Here is a 26,251-nt window from a genome sequence, read left to right as displayed (position 1 = left end):
GCTGCGATCTTTTGACTTTGGCGCCAGTTCAAGTGACGAGTCGCCCATTGGGAAGATCAAAAGATCGCAGCCTGCGGCAGCTCCTACAGAATTGCGTACATCCGTAGTATGTACCACAGTACGAACTCGACGAAGAGAACATGGCACGTGGCGGCGGCGCTCGTAGCGAGCATCCAGGCATCGATGCGGTACGGATCGAGATGGGCAATACCGGCTCGAAAACCACTATCCATCGCTACCTGAAGGAGCTGGATGACAGCGAGCAACGCCTCGGCGCCCCACAGGAGCAGATCGACGAGGAGTTGACGGGATTGGTTGCGCGCATCGCCCAACGCCCCAAGGAACAGGCCCAGGAACCGATCGACCGTGCCGAGGCAAGATTCGAAGCGCCGCCCTGGCCCTGCACCTGGCGTTCGTGGCGATCAAGCAAGCGGATACCGAACCTGCCAAAGACGCTTAGCTGGCCACCGGTGTGCGCATGGTGACGAATTCTTCGGCGGCCGTCGGATGCACACCGATGGTTTCGTCGAAATCGCGCTTGGTCGCGCCCGCCTTCAAGGCAATGGCCAATCCCTGGACGATCTCGCCGGCATCCGGGCCGACCATGTGGCAACCCAGCACCTTGTCGGTCTTGATATCGACCACCAGCTTCATCAATGTGCGCTCCTGGCACTCGGTCATAGTCAGCTTCATGGGCCGGAATCGGCTTTCGAAAATCTGCACGCTATAACCGTCTTCCCTGGCCTGCTCTTCAGTCAGGCCCACCGTGCCAATGTTCGGCAAGCTGAACACCGCCGTCGGGATCATCCGGTAATCCACCAGACGGTATTGTTCCGGCTTGAACAAGCGGCGCGCCACGGCCATGCCTTCAGCCAGCGCAACCGGCGTCAGTTGAACGCGGCCAATCACATCTCCGATCGCCAGAATCGACGGCTCGCTGGTTTGATACTGCTCATCGACTTCGACGAACCCGCGCTTGTCGAGCTTCACCGAGGTGTTTTCCAGGCCCAGGTTGTCCAGCATCGGACGGCGACCCGTGGCATAGAACACGCAATCAGTCTCCAGCTGGCGACCATCCTTGAGCGTCACTTTCAAACTGCCATCGGCTTGTTTGTCGATGCGCTCGATGTCCGCATTGAACTGCAGATTCATTCCACGCTTGGCCAGCTCTTCCTGCAAATGCGTGCGCACGGCGCCATCGAAGCCGCGCAGGAACAGGTTGCCGCGATACAACAGCGTGGTCTCCGCTCCCAGGCCATGGAAGATTCCGGCGAATTCGACCGCGATGTAACCACCCCCGACCACCATGACGCGCTTGGGCAACGCTTTCAGGAAGAACGCCTGGTTGGAACTGATGGCATGTTCGTGACCCGGAATGTCCGGAATCTGCGGCCAGCCACCGGTGGCGATCAGAATGTGTTTGGCGGTGAAGCGCTCACCATTGATTTCAACCTGGTGCGGATCAATCAGCCTGGCGTGACCTTCATGCAAGGTCACCCCGCTGTTGACCAGCAGGTTGCGGTAGATACCGTTCAATCGATTGATTTCGCGGTCCTTGTTGGCAATCAACGTCGGCCAATCAAATTCGGCCTCGCCGGGCGACCAGCCAAAACCCTTGGCCTGCTCAAAGTCTTCGGCGAAATGCGCGCCGTACACCAACAATTTTTTCGGCACGCAACCGACGTTGACGCAGGTGCCGCCCAGATAGCGGCTCTCGGCTATAGCCACTTTCGCTCCAAAACCCGCGGCAAACCGTGCAGCACGCACACCGCCGGAACCGGCGCCAATCACATAAAGGTCAAAATCGTAGGCCATTTCAATCTCCTCGGCAGGCCACAAGCATAACCGCTTCGGCTTTTTTGGGCAGCGCTGCGAACTATATGTATGTGCCCTGAAAATAAAAAAGCCACCCGAAGGTGGCTTTCCAGAACAGGACGGCGAAGCGCTATCAGTAAGCCTTGCCAGTCTTGTAGAAGTGCTCGAAGCAGAAGTTGGTGGCTTCGATGTAGCCTTCAGCACCACCGCAGTCGAAACGCGTGCCTTTGAACTTATAGGCAATCACGCAACCGTCTTGCGCCTGCTTCATCAGGGCGTCGGTGATCTGGATCTCGCCACCTTTGCCCGGCTCGGTTTCTTCGATCAACTTGAAGATGTCCGGGGTCAGGATGTAACGACCGATGATCGCCAGGTTGGACGGCGCATCTTCAGGTTTTGGCTTCTCGACCATGTTACGTACGCGGTACAGGTCATCACCGATCAAATCGCCGGCAATCACACCATATTTATGGGTTTCCTGCGGGTCGACTTCCTGGATCGCGACGATCGTGCAACGGTACTGTTTGTACAGTTTGACCATCTGGGTCAGCACACCGTCGCCTTCCAGGTTGACGCACAAGTCGTCCGCCAGCACTACCGCGAATGGTTCATCACCAATCAGTGGACGGCCAGTCAGAATCGCGTGGCCCAGGCCCTTCATTTCAGTCTGACGGGTGTAGGAGAACGAGCACTCGTCGAGCAGTTTGCGGATGCCGACCAGGTACTTTTCCTTGTCAGTGCCCTTGATCTGGTTTTCCAGCTCATAGCTGATGTCGAAGTGGTCTTCCAGGGCACGCTTGCCACGACCGGTAACGATGGAGATTTCTGTCAAGCCAGCGTCCAGTGCTTCTTCAACGCCGTACTGGATCAGTGGCTTGTTCACCACCGGCAGCATTTCTTTAGGCATGGCCTTGGTCGCTGGCAGGAAGCGAGTGCCGTAACCGGCTGCTGGGAACAAGCATTTCTTGATCATATGAGTCCTTAAAAGGGCTGTACGTACGAATTTGGCGCAGTCTAATCAGGCGGCGGACACCTTTCAATGCCCGCCACGGGTTAACCGATGCCATCATAGAGAAATATTAAGACCGATAGTTCCGCAGCATCTTATATATCGAGCCCGGCGTAAATCACCTTCTTGCCTCCCGCCCCTGCTTTTAAAGGGGATGGATGCTATTGAGTGGATTTACCCTGGCAAATGGCGAGAAATAGCCAAACACGCTATTGGAGCGCATTTGGCGCTATCATTGATTCCTTGACCCAGCCAACGAGACAGATAGATGTCGGCAGTAAAAAGCGTGAACGGTTACCTGATCAATCAGGCAAAAGATGGCCAATGGTGGGTAGACAGCGCCAGCGGCGAAAACATCGCCGGGCCTTTCCCGTCCGAAGCCTTGGCGTGCGAAGTTGCCGAGGTGCTGCAGGACCAGCCGGCGCCGCCAGCCCGGCGACGCAACTCCAAGCCCTGAGCAAGGTCCAACCTCGACACCGGCCCTGCCGCAGTAACACTAGCGCGGGGCTTTTCGGTGTTTATCTATACGTAAATGTCCTTTCGATATAATCTCTCGGCCTTGGCCTCACCGTACCCGCCCTCTATTTCAACACCTCGACGACGACCCCCCATGAAAAAAATCCTCTTCATCAGTGCGACACTGGCCGCTCTCGGCGGCTGTGCCAGTGCCGAAAAGATTTATCTGAACAACGGCCAGCAAGGCCTGACGATTGACTGTTCCGGGGAGGCCAACTCCTGGGCCACCTGCTATGAAAAAGCCGATAGCTCATGCGCTGGAACTGGCTACAACATCATTGGCACCGATGGCACGCCAGCACTCACGCAAAGCGACAAGACCCTGGGGGCCGACTTGGGCAACTACAAGAGCCGCAGCGTGGTGGTGGTCTGCAAGTAAGCACGCAACAGCAGGCTTGGCGTGATTACATATGAATTTCCGCAAATTTGATCCCGAGCCCGCGCACGGTCTCGATCAGATCATCCAGGCGCTCAAAGGATTCGACTTCATCGCTGTCATCCACCAGGAAATAGCTGCGCCCGGCACTCTTCTTGAAAAACACGATCCACTCCTCCGGGTTGGCCGGATTCTGAATCACATGGGTCGCCGAGATATGCCCCTCGGCATGCCGCACCCTTACCTGCTCACGCTTCATTGCCAACTCCCAAAATCATCACGCAGCACAAACGCCGGTTTCGACGGCATCTGTGCCCAATAACCGCAGTTTATCGGATAGCCAGGCTTGTCGGGGCTCGACGTTGCCGGCAGCAAATCGGGCATGCCGCAAATCCGCTAAAAACAAAAACACCTGTTGAGCTACCAACAGGCGTGTCTGTAGTTCTTCAGGCAGTAAAAACCGAGGACGATGCCAGTTTGCGTGGCAATCCGCCGGAAATGCATTCGTTGGCGGCCTCGCCCACATCTGCGGGTCGCAGCGGCATGTTGCCCATCCGCTCATACAGCTTGATGCTGCTGCCGCCGGAGCGTTCGCCGATATCAAAAATGGCGGCCGGGGCCGACGAGAGCTTTTGCGGAACAATCACCCGCACCCCTTCCTTGACTGGCTCGATCTGCAAGGCGCCACGGCTACTGGCCAGTTTGTCGACCACACACTTGGCGTAGTCCTGCGGATTTTTCCCCGAGATCACGCTCATGGTCGGCGGAGTCTGGTGAATATCCGAGACGGTCGCGCAACCACTCATAGCCAAGGTCAGAACCCACACGACTCGCTTCATATAAACCTCCGATAAAGACCCTCCGACAGCGCAAATGCGGTTTTTCTCCGGGGTACATGGATTTATCTCGCACAAAAACCCGTATAACTATTTTTTATTGTCAAAGCCCCCGGCACCGGCCCGATAATAATCCGTTCGGGCTGATAAACTGCCCCCATAGCCCATGCTATCGTTTTGATTTTGTAGAAAAAGCCCTTCTGGAGGCGCCCATGAAATTTATCCACCAGCGCGAGCACCTCAACGAAGACGATATAGTCGTCATCGAATGCTCCCAGGTATGCAACATCCGGCTGATGAACGACGCCAATTTCCGCAGCTTCAAAAATGGCGGTCGTCACACCTATCACGGCGGCGCGTTCGACAAGTTTCCGGCGAAAATCACCGCACCCAGCACCGGTTTCTGGAACATCACCATCGATACGGTCAGCAACCGCGCAATCAGCGTGACCCGCAAACCGAACCTGACCCACTCGATCAAGATCATTCGCCGCTCCAGCTCGAAACTGCGCTGAAACCTGCCCACACTGCCCGCCCCACGACTAGACAGGAACAGGAACGACCGTGACCCAGACGACCAAGTACGTGATCAAATACAAACTCAATGGCGAGCGTCGTTTCGAATTCGCTCAGCTCGAGTCTGGCACAGTGGATGAAGCCAAGGCCGCGCTGGAGGCCCTTCATGGCCAAACCGACGATGTCATCAGCGATGTCAATGTGAGCAAGGCGTTGTAAAGCGCACTGGAGCAACAGGGACGTCCCGCTCCTGCAGATTGTCCTGGTTCACCACTCCCGCGCATCCACCCGGAAATTCGACCGCAAGCGCCGGAGTGTTGGCAGCAGCGACGCTCCCTAGACTGGCAAACCTCAACCTCTGGTTCAGGAGTCAGACCATGTCCCTTGCACAAACCACCTCAAACTCCCCCCTCGCGACTGTTCGTTACACCTGCGGTCCGTCCAGTCTCGGCCTGGTACTGTTGGCGTATAGCGAGTACGGCGCCTGCGCCTTGCTGCTCGGCGAAGACCAGGCCGCTCTCGAAGCCGACCTGAACCAACGCCTGTCGGGCGAGGCTCGGCGATGAGCGAAGAGCTTCTTGCGCAACGTCTTGCGGCGTTGGACTGGACCGCTGTCGAGCACAGCCTGGACCGCGACGGCAGCGCCATCCTCAGCGCAATCCTCGACGCCACTGACTGCGATAACCTGAGTGCTCTGTATGAGCACCAGGCGTTGTTCCGCTCCCATGTGCTGATGGCCCGCCACGGATTCGGTCAGGGCGAGTACAAATACTTTCGCTATCCGCTGCCGGACCTCGTGGCGCAATTACGCGGCGAGTTGTATCCCCGGCTTGTCGGGTTGGCCAACCGCTGGAATGAACAGATGGATCTGCCCGTTCGCTATCCCCAGGAGCACGAGGAGTTCCTCGAGCGCTGCCATGCAGCCGGACAGCAACGACCGACTCCGCTGTTGCTGCAATATGGGCCGCAGGACTACAACTGCCTGCATCAGGATCTGTACGGCGAGCATGTCTTCCCGCTGCAGGTGGCGATCTTGCTGTCCGAACCTGGAAAAGATTTCACCGGCGGTGAGTTTGTCATCACGGAACAACGCCCACGGATGCAGTCGCGGCCACAGGTTATTGGTCTGAACAAAGGCGACGCAGTGATTTTTGCCGTGAATCAGCGGCCGGTGCAAGGTGTTCGGGGCTTCTACCGAGTCACCTTGCGGCACGGCGTGAGTCGCCTGCATTCAGGAAAACGGCATACCCTTGGAGTCATATTTCACGATGCGCAGTGATCACATGAAGCCGACAACCCTGGATCTGTTTGCCGATGCAGAGGTCCGGCAACCCGCAACAAGCCAACAGATCGGCGAGCAGTCTTTCGTTCTCAGAGGCTTTGCCCTGCCCTGGCTCGATCGCTTGTTGCCGGCGCTGGAAGCCGTTCTGCGGGCTGCGCCGTTTCGGCAGATGATCACCCCTGGCGGATTTACCATGTCGGTGGGTTTGAGCAGTTGCGGTGCGCTCGGCTGGACCACCGATCGAAGCGGTTACCGCTACACCCCTACCGACCCGCAAACCGCCCGTCCATGGCCGGCGATGCCAGGGGTGTTCCTCGAGCTGGCCCAGGCCGCGGCGCTGGCAGCTGGATTTCGCGACTTCATGCCGGACTCCTGCCTGATCAACCGTTATGTGCCGGGAGCGAAAATGTCCCTGCACCAGGACAAGGACGAACGAGACTACAGTGCTCCGATCGTTTCGGTGTCCCTGGGGTTACCGGCCGTATTCTTGTTCGGCGGGCATCAACGCAGCGACAAAAGCCAGAGGGTGCCGCTGTTTCATGGAGACATCGTGGTCTGGGGCGGCATGGATCGCTTGCGCTATCACGGCATACTGCCGCTCAAGGACGGCCAGCACTCGCAACTTGGCGCGCAACGGATCAATTTCACCTTTCGTACCGCCGGTTGAAAAAGCCCTCAAAGGAATTTGACCGCAAGACCCGGAGTGCCCTGCCCTTTTTCGCGGGCTAACCTGACCTGAACCTGTAATCGAGTGGAACACCATGACCTGCGTCTGCACAAAAACCGCCACAGAGAACGATCCACGCTGGTCAGCAGTGCTGGCACGCGATCCGCGCGCGGACGGTCAATTTGTCTACGCGGTGAAAACCACCGGAATCTATTGCCGGCCGAGCAGCCTGGCGCGTCTGCCCAAGCCGGAAAACGTCGAATTCTTCGACACTCCCGAACAGGCGCAGGCCGCCGGTTATCGCCCGAGCAAACGCGCCGCAAAGGACCAGACGGATGTCGCGGCGCAACACGCGGCGGTGGTGGCAACAGCCTGTCGGCAGATCGAGTCCGCCGACACCCTGCCCAGCCTGAAAGAACTGGCACAGGTGGCGGGGATGAGTAGCTTTCACTTTCATCGGGTCTTCAAAGCACTCACCGGCCTGACGCCCAAGGGCTACGCCAGCGGTCACCGCTCGCGCAAAGTCCGCGAGCAGCTCGAAGGCGGCAACTCGGTGACGGACGCGCTGTATGACGCAGGGTTCAATTCCAACAGCCGCTTCTACGAGTCGGCCGATAACCTGCTCGGCATGAAACCCAGCGACTACCGCGCCGGCGGGCAAAACACCGACATCCGCTTTGCCGTCGGCCAGTGCTCACTGGGCGCGATACTGGTTGCACAAAGCAGCCGCGGAGTCTGCGCCATTTTGCTGGGGGATGATCCCGATGCCCTGGTCCATGATCTGCAGGACAAATTCCCCCGCGCCAATCTGATTGGCGCCGACCACGACTTTGAACAACTGATCGCCAAGGTCGTGGGTTTTATCGAAGCACCGGCCATTGGCCTGGATCTGCCGCTGGACTTGCGCGGCACGGCCTTTCAAGAGCGGGTGTGGATGGCGCTGCGGGAAATTCCGCCGGGCAGCACCGCCAGCTACGCTGAAATCGCCAAGCGTATCGGCGCCCCAAAATCATTCCGCGCCGTGGCCCAGGCCTGCGGCGCCAACAGTCTGGCAGTGGCGATCCCCTGCCACCGGGTAGTGCGCAGCGACGGCAACCTCTCGGGCTATCGCTGGGGCGTGGAGCGCAAACGCCAGTTGCTGGAGCGGGAGAGCCAGGCTTGGAAAATCCTGGGGTCGGACGATCAATTGTGATGAGCGGGGCTTGTCGGAACGCCGCACCGCCCCGCTGGGTCGCGGAGCGGCCCTAAAACCTGCGATCACAGTTTGTCAGGCACACCGCATTTACAGGTTTTGCGGTTGCTGCGCAACCGAACGGGGGCAAGCCCCCTCGCCACAGGGAACAATGCTCAACCCAAAATCGGCGTTAACCCGAGCCTCGCAACGCCTCGATCAACGATTCACATCCACCACCACCCGGCCCCGCAGCTGACCGGCGAGTAACCGCGACGCAGCCTCTATGGCCTCACTCAAGGCTATTTCATGACTGATCAGCGGCAGCAAGCCGAAGTCCAGATCCCTGGCCAGGCGATTCCAGGCAAGGATACGGTTGGCCTTGGGTTGGGTCACGCTATTGATTCCGGCCAGGGTGATGCCGCGTAAAATGAACGGCGCCACCGACGCCGGGAAATCCATGCCCTGGGCCAGGCCACAGGCCGCCACGGTGCCATTGGCGCGCGTACTGGCACAAGCATTGGCCAGGGTGTGACTGCCCACCGAGTCGATCACCGCCGCCCAGCGTTCCTTGGCCAACGGCTTGCCCGGCGCGGACAGGGCTGCGCGGTCGATGATTTCGTCAGCGCCCAGTTGTTGCAGATAAGCGTGCTCCGAAGCACGCCCGGTGGACGCCACGACCTGATAACCAAGCCTGTGCAACAAGGCGATGGCAAAGCTGCCGACTCCGCCGTTGGCGCCGGTGACCAGCACTTCGCCCTGCTCCGGGGTCACGCCATTGCGTTCCAGCGCCAGGATACAGAGCATCGCCGTATAACCCGCGGTGCCGATCGCCATGGCCTGGGCCGGGGTGAACGCCGCAGGCAGGGGAATCAGCCAGTCGCCATCAAGGCGGGCCTTCTGCGCCAGACCACCCCAATGGCTTTCGCCGACACCCCAGCCATTGAGCAATACTTTGTCCCCGACCTGGTAATCGGGATGACTGCTGACTTCGACGATTCCGGCCAGATCGATCCCCGGCACCAAGGGGAATTTACGCACCACCGGGCTGCTGCCGGTGATGGCCAGGCCATCCTTGAAGTTCAAGGTACTATAGGCCACAGCCACCGTGACATTGCCTTCAGGCAACTGATCTTCGCTGATTTGGCTCAGATTGGCCCGATAACCCTGTTCATCGTTCTCGATCAAAATACCCTTGAACATAGCGCCTCCCGGCAACGCGATGGTGGGTGATGAACACCTTGGCTGACGTGGCATTCATCGTCATGACAGGGACATTAGACTTATCATCCCGCAAGTCAATTGAGCCAAAGGCAATAATCGACAACCCAGCGGAAAGTCGACTGGCCCTGCGCCAATCACTCCTGATACAAACGTCCTGTTGCCGTCCTTATCGTGTTTGACGCCGGAGAACATCCAGAAATGAGCCAGTGGCCCGATACCCGAATTCTTGACCTGCTAGGCATCGAACTGCCGATTATTCAAGCGCCCATGGCCGGCGCGACCACTTCAGCCATGGTCATCGCCGCCAGTAATGCCGGGGGATTGGGTTCCTTGCCTGCGGCGATGTTGAGCATCGAGCAGTTGCGCGAGGAGCTGAAGTTCATTCGCCAACACTGCCAGCGCCCGCTGAACGTGAATTTTTTCTGCCATCAGCCACCGACCGCCGATACCGGTCGCGAGCGCGACTGGAAGAACCTGCTGGAACCCTACTACCGCGAACTGGGTGTCGATTTCGACGCGCCCACACCCGTCTCCAACCGTGCGCCCTTCGACAACGCCGCCTGCGAAGTGCTCGAAGCGTTTCGCCCGGAAGTGGTCAGCTTTCACTTCGGCCTGCCGGAACAGTCGCTGCTGGACCGGGTCAAAGCCACCGGCGCAAAGATTCTTTCCTCGGCCACCAGCGTTGATGAAGCGATCTGGCTGGAACAGCACGGTTGCGACGCGATCATCGCCATGGGCTATGAAGCCGGTGGCCATCGCGGGATGTTTCTCAGCGATGACCTCAACAGTCAGGTCGGGACCATGGCCCTGGTGCCGCAGATCGTCGATGCCGTCAGCGTTCCAGTCATCGCCGCGGGCGGGATCGGTGATGCCCGAGGGATCGCCGCGGCTTTTCTGCTCGGCGCCTCAGCGGTGCAATTAGGTACGGCCTATCTGTTCACCCCGGAAGCGAAAGTGACAGCATCCCACCGTAAAGCCCTGCGCAGCGCCAAGGAAAGCGAAACCGCATTGACCAATATCTTCACCGGGCGTCCGGCTCGGGGGATTCTTAACCGGGTGATGCGCGAGCTCGGCCCGATCAGTCCGGAGGCTCCGGCCTTCCCTCTTGCCGGCGGCGCTTTGATGCCGCTGCGCGCCAAGGACGAAGCCGAATTCAGCAGCCTCTGGTCAGGCCAGGCCGTGCGTCTGGGTCTGGGTCTGGAGCTACCGACAGCAGAGTTGACAAAACTGCTGGCCGCGCAGGCGTTGGCTAAATTGACTGCGCATTAAACCTGGTTAGGAGGCGTGCATTAATTCGGTTTGCTCTGTGAGCACTTGGTTGTTGCAGCAAGATTATCACCAGGAAAAAGCATAACGGCGTCGAGGGCGCCGTTGATCCTTATGGTTAGCTTGCACATAGGCGATAACGTCCTGCACGGTATTCATGTACGGAACCACATAATCTGGAATGAAGATGCCAAATTCATTCTCCAGAGCTGTTGCAAGGTCCATCCCATCCAGGAAGTTCGCGTAAAGGTCCTCAACAAGAGCCATTTCGCCAGCGATTTGACACTCTTCCACGCCCAGCTGCTCGGCAACCATTTTTTTAACACGCACGTCGATATCACTCATCCTGACCACCTCGCTTACTGAATCCTTTCGCGAAACCCCCGCCACCATTTCAAAATACCTGCCCCTCCCACTCTCGCCTACTGTCATAAATGACAGTCCGCTATAACGCTTTGCGATGAGCGTCACGTGCTTATTTCAATTTGGATCCGCCCATCCGCTGAAATCCCTCATTCCTACGCCAGATTCGCAATCGTCTGATAGATGCGCCAACACATCGCAACCGTCCCCTAGCGGTATGGTCAAGACCCGAGCGAAATCGTTCTGGACCTGCGCGTCGCTGTACTTGAGCTGCGCTTCACCCCCTGCGTCAATGCTTCCAGTTCCGTTCGCTGACGATTCGCTATATATTTAAATATATAGCGATTAGCCCATGCTCTGATTCAGGCTCATCAAGAGATTCAAGCGATGAAGAACCTGATGACCGAGCCATAGCTGTTTGCAGTCGACTTCCAATAACAACCTGCACACCACACTCGTCCCAACGGAGCCGCTACATGACTATTCGTGCCTCACGTTTCGCCCCTGCCTGCCTGGCATCCTTTCTCGCAGTCTGCGCTTTCGGATCGGCCCGGGCTGATGAAGTCCAGGTGGCGGTAGCGGCCAACTTCAGCGCGCCGATTCAGGCGATCGCCGCCGATTTCGAAAAAGCCACCGGGCACAAACTGGTCGCCGCTTATGGGGCAACCGGACAGTTCTATACCCAGATCAAGAATGGCGCGCCGTTCGAAGTGTTCCTCAGCGCCGATGACACGACCCCGCAGAAACTCGAAAGCGAAGGCGACGCCGTCAAAGGCTCGCGCTTTACCTATGCCATCGGCACCCTTGCGCTGTGGTCGGCCAAGGACGGTTACGTCGATGCCAAGGGCAAAGTACTCACCGACAACCAGTATCAGCACCTGTCCATCGCCAATCCAAAAGCTGCCCCTTACGGTCTCGCCGCCACTCAGGTTTTGACCAAGCTGGGGCTGACTGACAAGGTCAAGACCAAGATCGTCGAAGGCCAGAACATTACTCAGGCCTATCAGTTCGTCTCCACCGGCAACGCCGAACTGGGCTTCGTCGCCTTGTCGCAGATCTATAAAGACGGCAAAGTCAGCAACGGTTCGGCGTGGATCGTTCCGGCCCAGATGCATGAGCCGATCAAACAGGACGCGGTGATTCTCGACAAAGGCAAAGACAACCCGGCCGCCAAGGCATTGGTTGATTACCTCAAGGGCCCGAAAGCCGCAGCCGTCATCAAATCCTACGGTTACCAACTCTAAATGCCGCTATCAAGTGCCGATTTTTCCGCCATTTGGCTGACCCTTAAACTGGCGTCATTGACCACGGTCATCCTGTTGCTGATCGGCACCCCGATTGCGTTATGGCTGTCGCGCACCCGCTCGTGGCTGCGCGGGCCAATCGGCGCGATAGTCGCCCTGCCCCTGGTACTGCCGCCAACCGTGATCGGTTTCTACCTGCTGCTGGCCCTCGGTCCTCACGGGTTTGTCGGGCGCTTCACCGAGTCTCTCGGGCTGGGCACCCTGACCTTCAGCTTTAGCGGCCTGGTGATCGGCTCGGTCATCTACTCGATGCCCTTTGTCGTGCAGCCGTTGCAGAACGCTTTTTCCGCCATCGGCAGCCGCCCGCTGGAAGTCGCCGCGACGCTGCGCGCCAACCCGTGGGACACCTTCTTCAGCGTCATCCTGCCGTTGGCCAGGCCTGGTTTCATCACCGCGGCGATCCTCGGCTTCGCCCATACCGTGGGCGAGTTCGGCGTGGTGTTGATGATCGGCGGCAATATCCCGGAAAAAACCCGAGTGGTCTCGGTGCAGATCTACGACCGGGTCGAGGCCATGGAGTATCTGCAGGCCCATTGGCTGGCCGGGGCCATGCTGGTGTTCTCGTTCCTGATTCTGCTCGCGCTCTATTCGAGCCGCAAAACCAAAGCCGGCTGGAGCTGATTGATGACTTCGTTGATTCACGCTCGCCTGCAACTGAGCTATCCCGACTTCTCGCTGGACCTCGACCTGCAACTGCCGGGACGCGGGGTCACAGCGTTGTATGGGCATTCCGGCTCGGGAAAAACCACCTGTTTGCGCTGTATCGCCGGCCTGGAAAAAGCCGATCAGGGTTTTATCCAGATCAACGACGAAGTCTGGCAAGACAGCAGCAAAAAAATCTTCCTCGCCCCGCATAAACGCGCGCTGGGCTACGTCTTTCAAGAGGCCAGTCTGTTTCCCCATCTGTCGGTGCTGGCCAACCTGGAATTCGGTCTGCGGCGCATCCCGCGCGAGCAACGGCGAGTCGACATGGCCCACGCCACCGAGTTGCTGGGAATCGGCCATTTGCTCGATCGCCATCCGCAAAATCTGTCGGGGGGTGAACGTCAACGCGTCGGCATCGCTCGCGCCTTGCTGACCAGCCCCAGGTTATTACTGATGGATGAGCCATTGGCGGCGCTGGACACTCAGCGTAAAAACGAAATCCTGCCCTACCTCGAGCGCTTGCACGACGAGCTGGAGATTCCGGTGCTGTACGTCAGTCACTCCCAGGATGAGGTCGCGCGGCTGGCCGATCATATCGTCCTGCTCAGCGAGGGTAGAGCCGTGGCCAGCGGCCCGATCGGCGAAACCCTCGCGCGCCTCGATTTGCCCCTGGCGCTGGGTGACGATGCCGGCGTGGTGATCGAAGGCAAGGTCAGCGCTTACGACGCCCACTATCAACTGTTGACCCTGCAATTGCCGGGCAGCCAGCTGAGCATTCGAGTCACCCACTTGCCACTCGCCAGCGCCAGGACTCTGCGCTTCAAGGTTCAGGCGCGGGACGTCAGCCTGAGCCTGCAGGATGCCGGGCACAGCAGCATTCTCAATCGGCTGCCGGTCACGGTGATCAGCCAGATCCCCGCCGATAACGCCGCCCATGTGCTGGTACGCCTGGATGTCGCAGGCACCGCGTTACTGGCGCGGATCACCCGTTATTCCCGCGACCAACTGGACCTGCAACCGGGTCAGCAACTCTGGGCGCAGATCAAGGCGGTGGCGGTCCTGGCGTGAATAACTGGCACGTCTGCAACCCCGTGCGGTCAATGGCATAACAGGCCCTGATTTGCTGCACGGGATGACCGCCATGCCAGATTCGCTGCTGCCCGATCTACCTCGCGACCTGCACTATGTCGATGACACTCAGCCCGGCATCCGGCGAAAACTGCAGCGGGGTAAGTTCAGCTACTTCGACACTGAGGGCCAACGCATCCGCGACCCGCAGGAAATCCAACGCATCAATGCCCTGGCCGTACCGCCCGCCTACACCGATGTCTGGATTTGCGCCGACCCCTGCGGTCATCTGCAGGCCACCGGCCGCGACGCCCGCGGCCGCAAACAGTACCGCTATCACCCGCGCTGGCGTGAAGTACGGGATGCCGACAAGTATTCACGCCTGCTCGAGTTCGGCATGGCCTTGCCGAAACTGCGCAGACAGCTTGAAGCACTGCTGGCTGCCCCGGGGTTCAGCCGCGACAAGGTCATGGCCACCGTGATCACCTTGCTCGATGCCACATTGATTCGCGTTGGCAACACTCAATATGCTCGCGACAACCGCTCATACGGGCTGACGACCCTGCGCACCAGGCATGTTGAAATCAAAGGCAGCGCGATTCTTTTCCAGTTCCGCGGCAAGAGCGGCGTCGAGCACCAGGTCACGGTCAAGGACCCGCGCCTGGCGCGAATCATCAAGCGCTGCCTGGAGCTGCCGGGGCAAAACCTGTTCCAGTACCTGGACGAGAATGGCGAACGGCGCAGCGTCAGTTCCTCAGACGTCAACGCCTACCTGCAGACACTCACCGGCGCCGATTTCACCGCCAAGGACTATCGCACGTGGGCCGGCAGCGCCCAGGCATTGGCCGTACTGCGCAAACTGCATTGGCAGCCCGAATCGGATGGAAAAAAGCAGATTGTCGAAATGGTCAAATGCGTCGCCAGACAGCTCGGCAATACACCGGCCGTGTGCCGCAAATGCTATATCCACCCGGCGCTGCTGGAGGGTTTTTTGTTGGGTGCACTGGCCGATCTACCCAAACCCAAGGTGCGCAGAGGCTTGAAAGCAGAAGAAGTCAGGCTGGCGATGTTCCTCGAGCAATTGGCAAAAGGTACTGCTTGAAGTGGGAGACGGCGCGATGGTGTTTCCAACAGCTGCCTGATCAATTTGGCCTTTATCGACGCATTAGCGACAAGACCGCCCGGCACAGGGTTTTGCAGGATTCTGACTTGCTTCTATAGTTATCCTGACACGAATCATACCGGTGACGCCATGGAAGACATTTTCGTTGTGAAGCGTTGCAACAAGATCATCATTCAGGGCCGCAGAGCGGGCGAGGCTTCCCATGTGGTTCCGGCAATCGACTGGTACCGGATAGCCGACACCCGCACCGGCGGCTTCATAGGCGATGGTTATGATCGCCAAGCGCAAGCCGAGCTTGAATGCCAGCGACTGAATGCAGCCAGCATCCGCGTTTCATCTCGTTGTCGTTGACAGACACCGCAAGCATTTACCGGGTCTATACTGATTTCAGCTGAAGGATCAGCCCCTTCGGCAGAAAGCTCGCTCATCGCGGGCTTTTTGTTAGTCCAGGCAGATTCTCACTTAATGGAGGCGTTCCAAATGTCCGAAAAAGAGTCCATCACCACACTGCTGACACTCCTCGACTCGCGTCAGGTCCGACTGGCCGCTGCCTGCAAGGAAATTGCAGATTGGGTCGACCATCAAGGTGGCCATCCCACCGCACTGCGCATACGTGACCGTCTGAGAGAGATAGAGACCGAAGCGCCGCTGGTTAAAAGTGCGTTGACCTCTTTGAAACCTGTAGAGCCACCTCTGCCTCGATTCAGGTAACGGCAAGCGCCCCCGAATCGACCCAAGGGCCTGATGGGGATTGCGAGAGCCAGGGAATCAGCTACGCCGACAATATGATTGATTGCGGAGCACGTCGAATATGCCGAAAACACACTAAAGGCTTGAGTGAGTATCTCACCCAGGCCTTTTTAGTATTCCGCTTCCCCTTCAATTCTGAAATGATCGACCCAACCCAGCAGTGACACGAATGTCGTGACCAGCAGTAACAGCAAAGAGCCCACGACAACCATCTCGATCAACCCATTCATGCTCACCCCCCGGGTAATGGTTACCACTGGGATAAGTCATAGTCGACAATTCGCATCCAGTCCAAAAATGCCGGTTGATCAGCAGCTGTGCGAGTAAAAACCTGCGTCGTGTTTCGTCTTGCCCAACGGGCTGTCAGGCTGTACTCAAGCGGATTACAGGCAAGTGGCAAGTGCGGCAAGTCTGCGCTTGGCGACCCAGGTGTCGGACTTTGCGTAGTAAGTGGCTACCGTTCCGGAGTCAGTGCTCTGCACGTCGACGAAGTACTCGGCCGCGGTGGTGTAAACCGTATAGCCGGCAGTGTTGCCCGGCTGCAGGAACGCCCCGGCGTCGACGCCGAACACCGCCTCCTCCTGCCAGGCCGCCTGCGTGCACTGGGCAACAACTTTGTCCGGCTTGTTCGAATTCAGGGTCTTGTATGGGCTTTTCGAGCGAGCCTCATTCATCGCGGACGTCGCGCACCCTGCTAACAGCAGCAGGCCAAAAGCCCCTATCAAAATCCGCATGACCTAGCCTCGAGCTGAAAAAAAAGCGACTGTACCATCAGGCAGGCGCTACTGAGCGATTGGCAGTACGCTTGATCAGAGTTTACTTCCTGGGTGCGTCCGGATTGAGCAGTACAACGGCTTCCAGGACCGTCGCACCGAGTGAACAGTTGAGCGGGGCTTTCTGACAAGAACCAAGGCTCGGTAGCCGGAGATTTTTATGACTGGAGTGGCTTCGCTGACCCGCACGCCAGAAATGAAAAAGCCTCGTGCTGTGACGAGGCCTGTCTGCGATTTAACTGTTTTCTCGACGGTCGATTATCTTCGGAAGAAACTTCGCTTTGCCAATTCCCGGCGTCACACCGGACTTGCTCTTGCCTGCTGAATCGTCGATTGTCGCACCTTCGAAATCAACCTTGTAAGGCGTTTGACCACAACCTATGCAGCTGTTGATCGGATACTCGTCCCCATTGTCCTCGATGTACGGATCACTCATCAATTGGTTCCCCTCTTACACCTGATCAATACCAGCAAGCGCCTGATTGCCTGAGAAAATATTGACCATCAAGATGCTTGAGCCTAGCTGGAAATTTGTCGCTGTGGGTGAGCGAAGGGAAAGCCCGACCAATGGCTGCGATGCCAGCCAGTCAGTTCCATGAGCCCCGAAAAATTTGATCAACCACGGTCGGCGTAGGAGCTGGCGCAGCCTGCGATCTTTTAGCGATTCTGGAGAGTGCCCGAAACAAGATCAAAAGATCGCAGCCTGCGGCAGCTCCTACGGGGGAATCCTACTCCCCCCAAACAGGTCGGCCGGTACCTCGCAGATCTCTGGGTCAACCACGGTCGGCGTAGGAGCTGGCGCAGCCTGCGATCTTTTAGCGATTCTGGAGAGTGCCCGAAACAAGATCAAAAGATCGCAGCCTGCGGTGCCTGCGATCTTTTAGCGGTTCTGGAGAGTGCCCGAAACAAGATCAAAAGATCGCAGCCTGCGGCAGCTCCTACGGGGGAATCCTACCCCCCAAACAGGTCGGCCGGTACCTCGCACATCTCCTGATCAACCACGGTCGGCGTAGGAGCTGGCGCAGCCTGCGATCTTTTAGCGGTTCTGGAGAGTGCCCGAAGCAAGATCAAAAGATCGCAGCTTGCGGCAGCTCCTACGGGGGGAATCCGTACCCCACAAAAACAGGTCGGTCGGTACCTCGCAGATCTGCCGTTATCGCAGAAATGGATATGTACACCCTCAAGAAACAGGCCGGCCCCTCGCCTCGAATGATGCGCTCGACGTATTAAATCAAAACCCACGAACGAGCCAACGCACAATCGCGCAGCGCTATGAGGAAACAAGAAAAGGAAGAAAAGATAAAAGCGATCAATGAGCCCTATGCACAGGTGCGCGAGCAGTTGGCCAGATGCGCAGCGATTTTACCCGAAGGTCGGCATCAGACTCATTGATCATTGCCCAACTCAATGTTGGACTGTTTCCATTTCAATAAATGGAGGTCTTGCAGCCCGCTCTCACCCCAGCCTGTTTCCTTCAAGGTGGGAGCCGTGCAGTTACAGTTCTAGCAAAGCCTCCCCTGGTGGTCTAGTAACGTTTTGTCCTAGGGATATACGCTCAGGGAATAACCCTTTGCCTGGCAAATTCGGGGCGCTGCCGAGGTGGCTGTCAGCAAGGCTCATATCATTCGGACCGACGGCTACAGCTATTGCCCCTCATCCGGATTAGGGTTAGTGGCCACTAGCCAGTGGCTCTTGGAGCGAAACCATGAATCCTGCAGCATTTACCATTTGCTACAGCTTCCAGGGCGCCCGTTTTATCTTTAGCTACTTATCATCGAGCCTCACTGACACTGATGCCTGCTACCTGGCACTGCTGCATGCGGGCTGCATTCCTGAACAGGGCATGGCCTGCACCGGTGTATCCCGCTCCATGCAGGACTTTGTCAGGCGTAGCGGGGTTACCGACGTGAGGTGGCACAAAACCCCCTAGTCGATCCAGGCATTACTGAACAAAGCGCCCAGAGCGCGGTGTAAGCTCGAAAAGGCCCGGCGTATCTATATCAGCGATAATTCTTCCCAGCCAAAAAACCATCTGAATTAACGGGATACGGAGATATTCAAGAACTTCACTGAGGAGAGCCTGTTTTTTATATTGACATATACGTATGCCATTTATACTTTTGATACGTCATCCATCACTTCAGGTGCCTCGAAATGAACATCAAAACCCTGTGTTTACTGCTCATCGCGCTGTGCTTGCAACCTGCCTGGAGTCAGGCAGCACAAAGCCATGCAGCCGTTTCCCCATCAGACCCGGCCGGACTCAGTACGCGTCTGGCATTACGCGATTTGTGGGTGGAACATATTTTCTGGGTGAGAAACTACGTGCTCGCCAATCAGCAAGGAGATCGCAAAGAGGCGGACACCGCTGCCACTCAGGTGGTGAGCAACGCCACTTCAATTGCCAATAGCATCGCCCCGCTGTACGGCCAACCAGCGGCGGATCAGTTGCTCAAGCTCCTGGCAGGCCACTGGGGCGCAGTGAAACATTACAGTGACGCCTCCGTGGGCAAGGATGCAGCCGGTAAAAACGCAGCCGTTGCCGAGTTGACCAGCAATGCCAAGGCGATTGCGCAATTCCTGGCCAAGGCCAATCCAAATCTGCCCGAAGGTACTCTGGTGACAATGCTCAGCGCGCACGGCAGCCATCACGTCGCGCAGATCGACCAGCTCGGTAAAAAAGATTACGCCGCCGAAGCCAATACCTGGGCGCAAATGCGTCAACATATGCTTGTCCTCGCCGATACCTTGACGTCGGCCCTGGTCAAACAGTTTCCGGACAAATTCTAGGATAGGGGCTGGCAGAATGCTTCAGGGGATGGGTCGTACACAGCAGGATCTGTTATCCGCATTGCTGTACCAGCCACAAGGTATGAGTATTGATGACCTTGCGAGTCACCTTGCGGTGACTCGCACGGCCATTCGCCAACACCTTGCGGCGCTGGAACGTGACGGGTTGATCCAGCGTGGGCAAACCCGGCCCACGGGGCGTCGACCCGAGCAGTTGTACCTGCTTTCCTCCGCGGGCAGAGAGCTATTTCCCCGGCAATACCAGCTCCTGGCAAATCTGCTGATTGGCGAAGTGGCAGAGATGATCGGCCACGACAAGCTGGTCAGACTGATGCGCAGCCTGGGCGAGAAAATGGCCGCCGGGCTGGAGCAAAAACCGGTCAGCGAGGAGCAAATCGTCACCCACATGAACCAAGCGGGCTATGAAGCGCAGGTGTTTTTTCGCTCATCGGGTGAAAAGCAAATCGTTGCACACAACTGCGTCTTCCATAACCTGGCCAGCACCCATCCGCAGGTCTGCGAGCTTGATCTGGCGCTGATTGGCGCACTGGGCGGCGGCGATGTGGATCACCTGGAATGCATGGTGCGTGGTGGTGAGGTCTGTCGCTTCCAGCTGACCAGTCTCGACCGTGGTTCCAAACCCATCCGCTCATAAGCAGCCAACCTTGCCCTCCACCTTAAGATCCTGCTGCTAATCTTCAACCTTCATGACCCATACCCGGAACATGCCCAAAACAGCCAAGCCACGTTAAAAGGAGTGATACGCATGCTTGAGCGTCCCTGGCTTTTAACCCTTATGTTCGTCACAGGCATTGCCTGGATTGTCGCGGCCTGCATAATCGTTTATCCGTGATCCCTGCAAAGAACCCGTTTGAGGCCCCATGACCCTGAGCCAATCGCTACTGGCATTTTTAGTCGCTGCCAGCATCCTTGCAGTGACCCCGGGCATCGACACCGCCCTGGTCTTGCGCACCGCGGCGGCAAATGGCGCGCGTCAGGCGTTCCTCGCCGCCCTGGGTGTCGCGCTGGGATGCCTGGCCTGGGGTGCGGCGGCATCGCTTGGGCTGGGTGCCCTGCTCGCCGCCTCGGTCACAGCCTTCAGCATCGTCAAATGGCTAGGTGCAGGCTACCTTCTGTGGCTGGGCGTCAGCCTGTTGCTCAAGCCGCGCGCTGAACTTGCTGCTGATAAAAATCTTGCAACCGGGTCAAGGGAAAGCGGTCTTCAAGCCTTGAGCCGAGGTTTTTTTGCAAACATCCTCAATCCCAAAGTGGGCGTTTTCTACGTCACTTTCCTTCCGCAGTTCGTGCCTGCGGGAGTCAACCTGGCGCAATTTACCTTTCTGCTGGCCTGCATCCATGTCGCATTGACGCTTGCATGGTTCGCGGCATTGATTGCTGCCACCGTTCCTCTTGGCCGCTTCCTCTCCAGGGGCAGTGTCATGAGAACCATGGATCGACTGACTGGAGGCGTCTTCGTCGCGTTTGGCGTCAAGCTTTTGCTGAGTCGGCAAAACCAGGCGTAGGTGAACGCCGCCATCAGCAAGATAACAACCCAGAGCCCAACGTAGGATCATTCGTGATAGCCTTCCGCCTTCACCCTGTTACCGCCCGGCTTTTAGCGATGGTGGTTCTCTGAACTGCTGGTTATTACACCCTCCTCGAACCGCCCACTTGATGATCTCGTTCCTCAAGCTTAAAAAATCCAATACATGAAAATCCAAACCATGTTCGATCTATCTTTAGAAACTGCCAGCGCCCTTTTTACCCCCGCCTTACTCGTGGCGATTTCCGCAGCTACTGTTGCGGCACTCTCTGGCGGCCTGGCACTTGTCGCCTATACAATCCAGAACAAGCACTCGCAGGAAAGCCTCGCTCAAAGCAGCGCCTCAAGCGCTCAGGCAAATAAACAGACCGCTCAAGCCAACGCCACGGCCGAGATGATGACTAAAGTCAACATCAAGCTTTCCGTTCAACTTGAAAAAGAGCGCAAGGAACTGCAGGAGCTGCAAAAAAACCTGCCTGCTTTTTTCCTCGATAGCGGCACCAGAAATACAATAGCGAGCACATTGGCCAAACATACGTTTTCAACTTTCGTCATCATAAGAGCCGCGTCAAACAATCTGGAAACCCTGGATCTGGCAAAGGATCTCACCGCCCTGCTTATCGCTTCCGGTGTGGATACGCGCCTTCAAACAGGCGCAAAACTCGAGCAAGGCATTACCGGCATCGAAACCACGCTGTTCGACAGTCCCGACTCGAAGGTAATCAAGAAAGCCCTGGATTACTCGAAATTGAGCATTACCTACAAGATCACCAATGCCAGTACGCTGGGATGTTCCGCAATGATCACTGTGTATTCCAACCCGGAACAACCTAAGCGCTAGCGTTTTGGTTCAAAGGGTAATCAACAGCGCAAGACAAAAAAAAGCCCCGGCATGGCCAAGGCTGGAAATGTGTTTTAAAAATCGAGCTATTTGCTGGTGGTCGGGGTTTTCGACCTGGCCTGGTAAACGGGTAAAGTGGCCGCATAAGCCACCGCTTCCTCGCGGGTGCCGAAGGAGGCGAATCGGTCACCTTTGGTACACACTTTCCACGGGCCACTGTTTATGCTGATCAACTCATAACCATTGACTTGAAATTTGCTCAGCATCGGAACGCTCATAAATACCTCCCTATCGCTAGCGATTATTCAGGGTTGCCAGAACCACCATACACCCTGCCCGTACTCGATGACGACCCTTGCGCAGATGGTCGGTAAACCAGGTTCTCCCACTGTTCGAGAGCTGCAGGTAACAAAGCCCCGCTCAGGGGCGGGGCTGATGGGTGTCAGGGCTTCAGTGGCCGCTCTACATCGCGCTCGGACAACTCTTTACCATCGTCCGGATGTTTCCAGGTCGGCTCACGGTGCCGTTCTTGCTCGATTTCTTCCTCTGTAGGCTCGTCTTCCGTATCTGGTTGATTCTGGGGCTTGCGTTCAATTGTCATGCCCACCTCCCCTCCTTAAGAATTGGTCTTCGCTGTTTAAGGATAGAACAAACTCATCGGTTCGGTTTGGGGTGCCCGAACTTCACGCAGGCTGGACCCCTTCAACGCTAATCGTTTGGCAGCGGCATGTCCTCGTCATCCGGAATGCCGTCCCCGGCACTCGGGTCTTTACGATCCTGCGGACGCTCCCGGGTGACTACATCGGGCCTTGCCAGAGGGTCGATTTTACCTGGGGCATCGGGGTCCATTGTCGGTTCATCCATACCGGGTTCAGGTTTGGAGGGGACACTGCCTTGGGTTTCGTCTTGAAAACTCGAATCGGTAGACATACACACCTCCGAATGAAGTCCAGCGAATCTGGGCCTTATAAATTGGAAATTGACTGCTGACCAAGGTGCTATCGAGTAGACGAACGGCCCGACTACCGGGCATCTCAGCGACCAGCTGCATCCGATCGAGGCCAGGCATTCACCGTGCAAGGGTGCGGCCACAATCAACCCCGAGCCGCGAACCCCTACTGTCTACACTGACTGTGAGCGACTGTACTCAGTGTAAGCCATGAAATTCACAGCCAGAATGGCCTTTATCAGCGTGGCGGCGACCCTTGCCTATCTCGGGCTTGCGATCCTGGGCCGGGGTGGATTCGTCGCCTTCTTTTCCCATCCGGCACTGGTCGTCATTGCGATCTCAACCCTGGCGATGGCGGTCGTCGCATTGTTCACCGAGGGTAATCTGAGCCCGGGAGAACGCGAAGACAGGGGCAACCGCTGGGTTCTTCCGGTCTTTGGCCTGATCGGCCTGTTGAGCGCCTTTCTACCGGCCTATACCGACCGGATCGGGTTCTGGACAATCGGGGGCGAGGGGCTGCGCTGGGTCGGCGTCGCACTCTTCATCGCCGGTGGTGCACTGCGGATCTGGCCAGTCTTCGTGCTCGGCAAGCGCTTCAGCGGCCTGGTTGCCATCCAGCCCGGGCATACGCTGGTCACCGATGGCGTATACAAGATCCTGCGTAACCCGAGCTATCTGGGACTGCTGATCAATTCCCTGGGCTGGGCCCTGGCCTTTCGTTCGGTGGTCGGGTTGTTGCTCACGGCACTTACGCTGGTTCCGCTGATTGCCCGCATACACGCCGAGGAGGCGCTGTTACGCGCGCAGTTCGGCAGTGAGTATGACGCCTACTGCGCAAGCACCTGGCGGCTGATACCCGGGATTTATTGATAGCGTCGATGTAAGCCATAGAGTTTCGGCGCACAAGATCGCCAGGATCGCAGCCGAGGCGTAGGAGCTGCCGCAGGCTGCGATCTTTCGGGGACACATGATGCTCGAATGACTGGCTACAAGCGGTCGGCCTGTTCGATCATGTTTTTTGCCAGCTTGAGGCCCTGGTTTTTGGCATCGTCGAAGTTCTTGTAATTCGCCACTTCATGCAGGTTCTGAGCATAGTCTGCGGAGTGCTTCACATTGATACGAAGCCCTGTCGGGGTCGGATCAGCTGAGTCGCCCCATTCGAAATCAATAGTCGCCTCTCTGCCGTCCGGGTGGACGTACCTAACCGATTGCGGTCTGTCTACGGGTGCCATTTCGCTCTCCCTGATACCCAGTGATGTGCTCTGACTTAAGCATTAGTTTAAAACCGGCAGTCACGCCACACCCTGGCGAGGGTCAACATCGCCGCGCCATAGCGTTTCCCGCATCAGCTGGAAATGAGAACCGCCTCAATCCACTCACTTTGTTCTGAATGCCCGGCCCATCAACCCAGCCGACCAAGGCAGATGCTGGCCAGGGCAATACCAAACCGTAGTGCGTCGCCATAACTGTTCCATTCGCCCAGCTCCTCGCCGAGCTTGACCCGTCCATCGCCTTCCTTGAGCCAGATGACAATTCCGACAGGTGACCGGTTTTTCGGATCCCCCCATAAGAAATCTATCTTTGCCTGCACTCCGTTTGGATGGATGTAATCCACGGGATAAGGTCTTTCCACAGCCAAATGCATGGAGATCTCCTTGATCCGGCCCCGCGCCGGGATAATAGAAATAGCCCATGCACCGAGACCCTGCCAGTGGCCGCGAACGGCCATTTGTTTTCAGTCAATCCAAGACCCTGCACGGTTCTGGTTTGCCCTGCGATGAAACCAATTGAGCATAGTTTATTTTGGAAACACGCTTGTCACAGAACTCATCCAGACTCTGCTTATTGGCGGCAATCAACTTTCCCTACTAGCCTCCCCGCCACCTGGAAACTTGCCGCTGTTTATTCGCCGACACCTAAGTGAGGGTGAAATCAATGAGCGCCGTACATACTGCCGAACAGACCTATCGCAACTGGTCCAGCCCGATCCTGCTTGAACTCAAGGCCCGAGAACATCAGCTGAACCCTTCAGCCCGCCAGGCACTTGAAAATATCCTGATGGAGAGAAAACTTCTGAACTGGCCCAGCCCCACCGGCAACAAGATCGGTGTAGCGCCGGATCGCCGATAAGGGCCGGCTTAAATAGCGCCGCGATTGACGAGCCGACAAACTACGCAAGCGTACTCAGGTCGCATTCATTGCCGCACATGAGCTACGAGCGCTCATTCAAATATTCCACCCACCGCTCATAAGCTTCATGTTGCCGCTTGCAGGTTTCTTCCCACTCCGGCCCACTCATTTGATGCGCCGATATCAGCTGCATCATCTCTGACGTCGCCGCATCCAGCTCGACCAGCAGCCTGTGGGCCTTGGTCCTGAACTCGTCCTCGGTAGTCATTGCCGTTCACCTTGCCAAGTTGATCGAAAACCAGCTTTGTCCATGTATTGAGCACACCCTTGCCTGACTGGAATTAAAAAGCCCTGCATGGATATACCCGCAGGGCTTCTCGGCCAGGCTGATTAATCATTTCGCAGATTGGCGAGTGGATCATAGGGTTTGGGCACAGGTCTCTGTCCATCGGCACCGTGATCCTTACCGGGAATTTTCGCCGGCCCTATGGGATCGACTTGCGGATCTGCGAGGTCCGGCGAGTCAGGATCGAACCCTAGCTCCTCTGCGGCTGACGGTGGTTCAGAGGGTCTTGGGTCTTTTGGGAGATCCGGAGTTTTAGCCATATGCACCTCTTGCCTGCGGCCCAAGTGTTTGGGGCCTGTAGCTAAGATCCTGGGCGGGCTCAAGAGTGCAAAACGGCTGACGAATGGACGTGAGAGCCGTAAACCTGCAGCCATCCGACACATCATGATTGCGCTCCAAAAGCATAACGTTCAGCATCAGATATACCCTGCAAGTCATTGATATACATGGCACCTTGAGTTCTTCCAACGGAATCCTGCCGAACGAACAGGCTCCCATCCAACGCAAGAGACAATCCCTACTAATATAGATCTGGCACTCTCAAGAAAGTGTAGCTCCTGCAATCAACAGGACTGCCATGGACGACAGCCACAAACCTCATGAACAGGGGAAATGGAATGTCCAGACAAGCACCGCGAAAAATCAGGCTGCTGGTTTTTCTATCCGTTTTGGCTGTCAGTCTTTCGTTTATTGCAGGCTGCGCAAGTAAACATGCCGAGGAGCGCTCTGCAACTCCGACCCGGGGTTCCAACTGCTTCGCCAAGGCTATGCCCACACTTGGGGAGGGAAGCCTGGCATGGGGTCCCAATCTGCAACAGGTCCGCAGCTCTTCAATCAATAATTGCCGACGTTATGCAGGCCGATCCGGTGGAACTCCGAACACCTGCAAGGTAGTGCTGGCCGAGTGCAAGAATTGATTTGGCGCTGTTGGTTTCGCTACGGATGGCA

Annotated in this window: 38 protein-coding genes and 1 pseudogene; 24 read left to right on the top strand and 15 right to left on the bottom strand. The window is 57.3% G+C overall.

Annotated elements, in window-relative coordinates:
• Positions 1-140 precede the first annotated feature (140 nt).
• A pseudogene (locus tag AC3IUA_RS14070) lies at positions 141-386 on the top strand (DNA-binding protein); the annotation flags it as partial.
• Positions 387-456: 70 nt separating this feature from the next.
• Here the strand turns inward: AC3IUA_RS14070 and gorA are convergent.
• Complete coding sequence (gene gorA / locus AC3IUA_RS14065; protein WP_489361778.1) at positions 457-1,815, bottom strand: glutathione-disulfide reductase; 1,359 nt, start codon at positions 1,813-1,815, stop codon at positions 457-459.
• 133 nt (positions 1,816-1,948) lie between these two features.
• A complete protein-coding gene (galU, locus tag AC3IUA_RS14060) occupies positions 1,949-2,788 on the bottom strand; it encodes a UTP--glucose-1-phosphate uridylyltransferase GalU (protein ID WP_095108460.1) in 840 nt (279 codons plus the stop codon).
• Between the two features lie 304 nt (positions 2,789-3,092).
• On the opposite strand from galU, the gene AC3IUA_RS14055 reads away from it, so the two are divergent.
• Positions 3,093-3,281 carry a hypothetical protein gene (locus AC3IUA_RS14055; protein WP_489361776.1) on the top strand — a complete coding sequence of 63 codons (189 nt, stop codon included), beginning with the start codon at positions 3,093-3,095 and terminating at the stop codon, positions 3,279-3,281.
• A gap of 153 nt (positions 3,282-3,434) precedes the next feature.
• Positions 3,435-3,719 carry a hypothetical protein gene (locus AC3IUA_RS14050; RefSeq protein ID WP_489361774.1) on the top strand — a complete coding sequence of 95 codons (285 nt, stop codon included), beginning with the start codon at positions 3,435-3,437 and terminating at the stop codon, positions 3,717-3,719.
• Positions 3,720-3,744: 25 nt separating this feature from the next.
• On the opposite strand, the gene AC3IUA_RS14045 is transcribed toward AC3IUA_RS14050, so the two are convergent.
• Positions 3,745-3,975 (bottom strand): hypothetical protein, encoded by a 231-nt coding sequence (locus AC3IUA_RS14045; RefSeq protein ID WP_489361772.1) that lies wholly within the window; start codon positions 3,973-3,975, stop codon positions 3,745-3,747.
• A gap of 187 nt (positions 3,976-4,162) precedes the next feature.
• The gene (locus AC3IUA_RS14040) at positions 4,163-4,555 is read right to left on the bottom strand and encodes a hypothetical protein (protein ID WP_489361771.1); all 393 of its coding nucleotides are present in this window, start codon (positions 4,553-4,555) and stop codon (positions 4,163-4,165) included.
• A 209-nt stretch (positions 4,556-4,764) separates the two neighbouring features.
• Between AC3IUA_RS14040 and AC3IUA_RS14035 the strand changes: the two genes are divergently transcribed.
• From AC3IUA_RS14035 to ada, 6 genes are all read left to right on the top strand, one after another.
• Entirely contained in the window at positions 4,765-5,067 is a 303-nt protein-coding gene (locus tag AC3IUA_RS14035) for a DUF1883 domain-containing protein (RefSeq protein WP_489361769.1), read from the top strand.
• A gap of 49 nt (positions 5,068-5,116) precedes the next feature.
• Positions 5,117-5,287 (top strand): hypothetical protein, encoded by a 171-nt coding sequence (locus AC3IUA_RS14030; protein WP_489361767.1) that lies wholly within the window; start codon positions 5,117-5,119, stop codon positions 5,285-5,287.
• A gap of 158 nt (positions 5,288-5,445) precedes the next feature.
• The gene (locus tag AC3IUA_RS14025; RefSeq protein ID WP_489361765.1) at positions 5,446-5,634 is read left to right on the top strand and encodes a hypothetical protein; all 189 of its coding nucleotides are present in this window, start codon (positions 5,446-5,448) and stop codon (positions 5,632-5,634) included.
• Entirely contained in the window at positions 5,631-6,347 is a 717-nt protein-coding gene (locus tag AC3IUA_RS14020; RefSeq protein ID WP_489361763.1) for a 2OG-Fe(II) oxygenase, read from the top strand. Before AC3IUA_RS14025 ends, AC3IUA_RS14020 begins: the two co-directional genes overlap by 4 nt.
• Positions 6,337-7,017 carry a DNA oxidative demethylase AlkB gene (alkB, locus tag AC3IUA_RS14015; protein WP_489361761.1) on the top strand — a complete coding sequence of 227 codons (681 nt, stop codon included), beginning with the start codon at positions 6,337-6,339 and terminating at the stop codon, positions 7,015-7,017. Before AC3IUA_RS14020 ends, alkB begins: the two co-directional genes overlap by 11 nt.
• Positions 7,018-7,111: 94 nt before the next feature.
• On the top strand, positions 7,112-8,209 hold the full coding sequence (ada, locus tag AC3IUA_RS14010) for a bifunctional DNA-binding transcriptional regulator/O6-methylguanine-DNA methyltransferase Ada (protein WP_489361759.1): 1,098 nt from the start codon (positions 7,112-7,114) through the stop codon (positions 8,207-8,209).
• A gap of 198 nt (positions 8,210-8,407) precedes the next feature.
• Here ada and acuI read toward each other — a convergent pair whose 3' ends face one another.
• On the bottom strand, positions 8,408-9,391 hold the full coding sequence (acuI, locus tag AC3IUA_RS14005; RefSeq protein ID WP_489361757.1) for an acrylyl-CoA reductase (NADPH): 984 nt from the start codon (positions 9,389-9,391) through the stop codon (positions 8,408-8,410).
• Positions 9,392-9,610: 219 nt separating this feature from the next.
• Between acuI and AC3IUA_RS14000 the strand changes: the two genes are divergently transcribed.
• Entirely contained in the window at positions 9,611-10,681 is a 1,071-nt protein-coding gene (locus AC3IUA_RS14000; RefSeq protein WP_489361755.1) for an NAD(P)H-dependent flavin oxidoreductase, read from the top strand.
• Between the two features lie 66 nt (positions 10,682-10,747).
• Here AC3IUA_RS14000 and AC3IUA_RS13995 read toward each other — a convergent pair whose 3' ends face one another.
• Positions 10,748-11,023 carry an acyl carrier protein gene (locus AC3IUA_RS13995; protein ID WP_489361753.1) on the bottom strand — a complete coding sequence of 92 codons (276 nt, stop codon included), beginning with the start codon at positions 11,021-11,023 and terminating at the stop codon, positions 10,748-10,750.
• Positions 11,024-11,517: 494 nt separating this feature from the next.
• On the opposite strand from AC3IUA_RS13995, the gene modA reads away from it, so the two are divergent.
• The 6 genes from modA (at position 11,518) to AC3IUA_RS13965 (ending at position 15,892) form a co-directional block, all read left to right on the top strand.
• A complete protein-coding gene (gene modA / locus AC3IUA_RS13990; protein ID WP_489361751.1) occupies positions 11,518-12,285 on the top strand; it encodes a molybdate ABC transporter substrate-binding protein in 768 nt (255 codons plus the stop codon).
• Positions 12,286-12,966 carry a molybdate ABC transporter permease subunit gene (gene modB / locus AC3IUA_RS13985; protein WP_489361749.1) on the top strand — a complete coding sequence of 227 codons (681 nt, stop codon included), beginning with the start codon at positions 12,286-12,288 and terminating at the stop codon, positions 12,964-12,966.
• Between the two features lie 3 nt (positions 12,967-12,969).
• A complete protein-coding gene (gene modC / locus AC3IUA_RS13980) occupies positions 12,970-14,058 on the top strand; it encodes a molybdenum ABC transporter ATP-binding protein (protein WP_489361747.1) in 1,089 nt (362 codons plus the stop codon).
• Positions 14,059-14,131: 73 nt separating this feature from the next.
• Positions 14,132-15,160: a DNA topoisomerase IB gene (locus tag AC3IUA_RS13975; protein WP_489361745.1), complete on the top strand. Its 1,029-nt coding sequence runs from the start codon at positions 14,132-14,134 to the stop codon at positions 15,158-15,160.
• A 150-nt stretch (positions 15,161-15,310) separates the two neighbouring features.
• Positions 15,311-15,532 (top strand): hypothetical protein, encoded by a 222-nt coding sequence (locus AC3IUA_RS13970; RefSeq protein WP_489361743.1) that lies wholly within the window; start codon positions 15,311-15,313, stop codon positions 15,530-15,532.
• 129 nt (positions 15,533-15,661) lie between these two features.
• Entirely contained in the window at positions 15,662-15,892 is a 231-nt protein-coding gene (locus tag AC3IUA_RS13965; RefSeq protein ID WP_489361741.1) for a hypothetical protein, read from the top strand.
• Between the two features lie 422 nt (positions 15,893-16,314).
• Here the strand turns inward: AC3IUA_RS13965 and AC3IUA_RS13960 are convergent, their stop codons facing one another.
• Positions 16,315-16,665, bottom strand: coding sequence for a hypothetical protein (locus AC3IUA_RS13960; RefSeq protein ID WP_489361739.1), 351 nt, complete (start codon positions 16,663-16,665; stop codon positions 16,315-16,317).
• A 274-nt stretch (positions 16,666-16,939) separates the two neighbouring features.
• Positions 16,940-17,140: a hypothetical protein gene (locus tag AC3IUA_RS13955; RefSeq protein WP_489361737.1), complete on the bottom strand. Its 201-nt coding sequence runs from the start codon at positions 17,138-17,140 to the stop codon at positions 16,940-16,942.
• A 1,269-nt stretch (positions 17,141-18,409) separates the two neighbouring features.
• Here AC3IUA_RS13955 and AC3IUA_RS13950 point away from each other — a divergent pair.
• The 5 genes from AC3IUA_RS13950 (at position 18,410) to AC3IUA_RS13930 (ending at position 21,878) form a co-directional block, all read left to right on the top strand.
• A complete protein-coding gene (locus tag AC3IUA_RS13950) occupies positions 18,410-18,634 on the top strand; it encodes a DUF6555 family protein (protein WP_489361735.1) in 225 nt (74 codons plus the stop codon).
• 224 nt (positions 18,635-18,858) lie between these two features.
• Positions 18,859-19,494, top strand: a complete 636-nt coding sequence (locus AC3IUA_RS13945; RefSeq protein WP_489361733.1) for a hypothetical protein — start codon at positions 18,859-18,861, stop codon at positions 19,492-19,494.
• 16 nt (positions 19,495-19,510) lie between these two features.
• Positions 19,511-20,149 carry a helix-turn-helix transcriptional regulator gene (locus AC3IUA_RS13940; RefSeq protein WP_489361731.1) on the top strand — a complete coding sequence of 213 codons (639 nt, stop codon included), beginning with the start codon at positions 19,511-19,513 and terminating at the stop codon, positions 20,147-20,149.
• 226 nt (positions 20,150-20,375) lie between these two features.
• The gene (locus AC3IUA_RS13935; protein ID WP_489361729.1) at positions 20,376-21,017 is read left to right on the top strand and encodes a LysE family translocator; all 642 of its coding nucleotides are present in this window, start codon (positions 20,376-20,378) and stop codon (positions 21,015-21,017) included.
• A gap of 186 nt (positions 21,018-21,203) precedes the next feature.
• Positions 21,204-21,878, top strand: coding sequence for a hypothetical protein (locus tag AC3IUA_RS13930; protein WP_489361728.1), 675 nt, complete (start codon positions 21,204-21,206; stop codon positions 21,876-21,878).
• 86 nt (positions 21,879-21,964) lie between these two features.
• Here the strand turns inward: AC3IUA_RS13930 and AC3IUA_RS13925 are convergent, their stop codons facing one another.
• From AC3IUA_RS13925 to AC3IUA_RS13915, 3 genes are all read right to left on the bottom strand, one after another.
• Positions 21,965-22,156 (bottom strand): DUF2188 domain-containing protein, encoded by a 192-nt coding sequence (locus AC3IUA_RS13925; protein WP_489361726.1) that lies wholly within the window; start codon positions 22,154-22,156, stop codon positions 21,965-21,967.
• 164 nt (positions 22,157-22,320) lie between these two features.
• A complete protein-coding gene (locus AC3IUA_RS13920) occupies positions 22,321-22,479 on the bottom strand; it encodes a hypothetical protein (protein ID WP_489361724.1) in 159 nt (52 codons plus the stop codon).
• Positions 22,480-22,586: 107 nt separating this feature from the next.
• A complete protein-coding gene (locus AC3IUA_RS13915; RefSeq protein WP_489361722.1) occupies positions 22,587-22,808 on the bottom strand; it encodes a hypothetical protein in 222 nt (73 codons plus the stop codon).
• Between the two features lie 229 nt (positions 22,809-23,037).
• On the opposite strand from AC3IUA_RS13915, the gene AC3IUA_RS13910 reads away from it, so the two are divergent.
• Entirely contained in the window at positions 23,038-23,697 is a 660-nt protein-coding gene (locus AC3IUA_RS13910; protein WP_489361721.1) for a methyltransferase family protein, read from the top strand.
• Positions 23,698-23,813: 116 nt separating this feature from the next.
• Here the strand turns inward: AC3IUA_RS13910 and AC3IUA_RS13905 are convergent, their stop codons facing one another.
• Together AC3IUA_RS13905 and AC3IUA_RS13900 are read right to left on the bottom strand one after the other, a co-directional pair.
• On the bottom strand, positions 23,814-24,059 hold the full coding sequence (locus AC3IUA_RS13905; RefSeq protein ID WP_489361719.1) for a hypothetical protein: 246 nt from the start codon (positions 24,057-24,059) through the stop codon (positions 23,814-23,816).
• A gap of 170 nt (positions 24,060-24,229) precedes the next feature.
• Entirely contained in the window at positions 24,230-24,556 is a 327-nt protein-coding gene (locus AC3IUA_RS13900) for a hypothetical protein (protein WP_489361717.1), read from the bottom strand.
• A gap of 206 nt (positions 24,557-24,762) precedes the next feature.
• Between AC3IUA_RS13900 and AC3IUA_RS13895 the strand changes: the two genes are divergently transcribed.
• The gene (locus tag AC3IUA_RS13895) at positions 24,763-24,957 is read left to right on the top strand and encodes a hypothetical protein (protein ID WP_489361715.1); all 195 of its coding nucleotides are present in this window, start codon (positions 24,763-24,765) and stop codon (positions 24,955-24,957) included.
• Positions 24,958-25,039: 82 nt separating this feature from the next.
• Here AC3IUA_RS13895 and AC3IUA_RS13890 read toward each other — a convergent pair whose 3' ends face one another.
• Complete coding sequence (locus AC3IUA_RS13890) at positions 25,040-25,225, bottom strand: hypothetical protein (RefSeq protein ID WP_489361713.1); 186 nt, start codon at positions 25,223-25,225, stop codon at positions 25,040-25,042.
• A gap of 122 nt (positions 25,226-25,347) precedes the next feature.
• A complete protein-coding gene (locus AC3IUA_RS13885) occupies positions 25,348-25,563 on the bottom strand; it encodes a DUF6021 family protein (RefSeq protein WP_489361711.1) in 216 nt (71 codons plus the stop codon).
• A gap of 357 nt (positions 25,564-25,920) precedes the next feature.
• Between AC3IUA_RS13885 and AC3IUA_RS13880 the strand changes: the two genes are divergently transcribed.
• Positions 25,921-26,220, top strand: coding sequence for a hypothetical protein (locus AC3IUA_RS13880; RefSeq protein WP_489361709.1), 300 nt, complete (start codon positions 25,921-25,923; stop codon positions 26,218-26,220).
• Positions 26,221-26,251: the final 31 nt, after the last annotated feature.

This window comes from Pseudomonas sp. KH_050 (assembly GCF_057838875.1).
The sequence above is the reverse complement of the archived record's forward strand: the minus strand, read 5'-3'. Positions and strand labels throughout refer to the sequence as shown.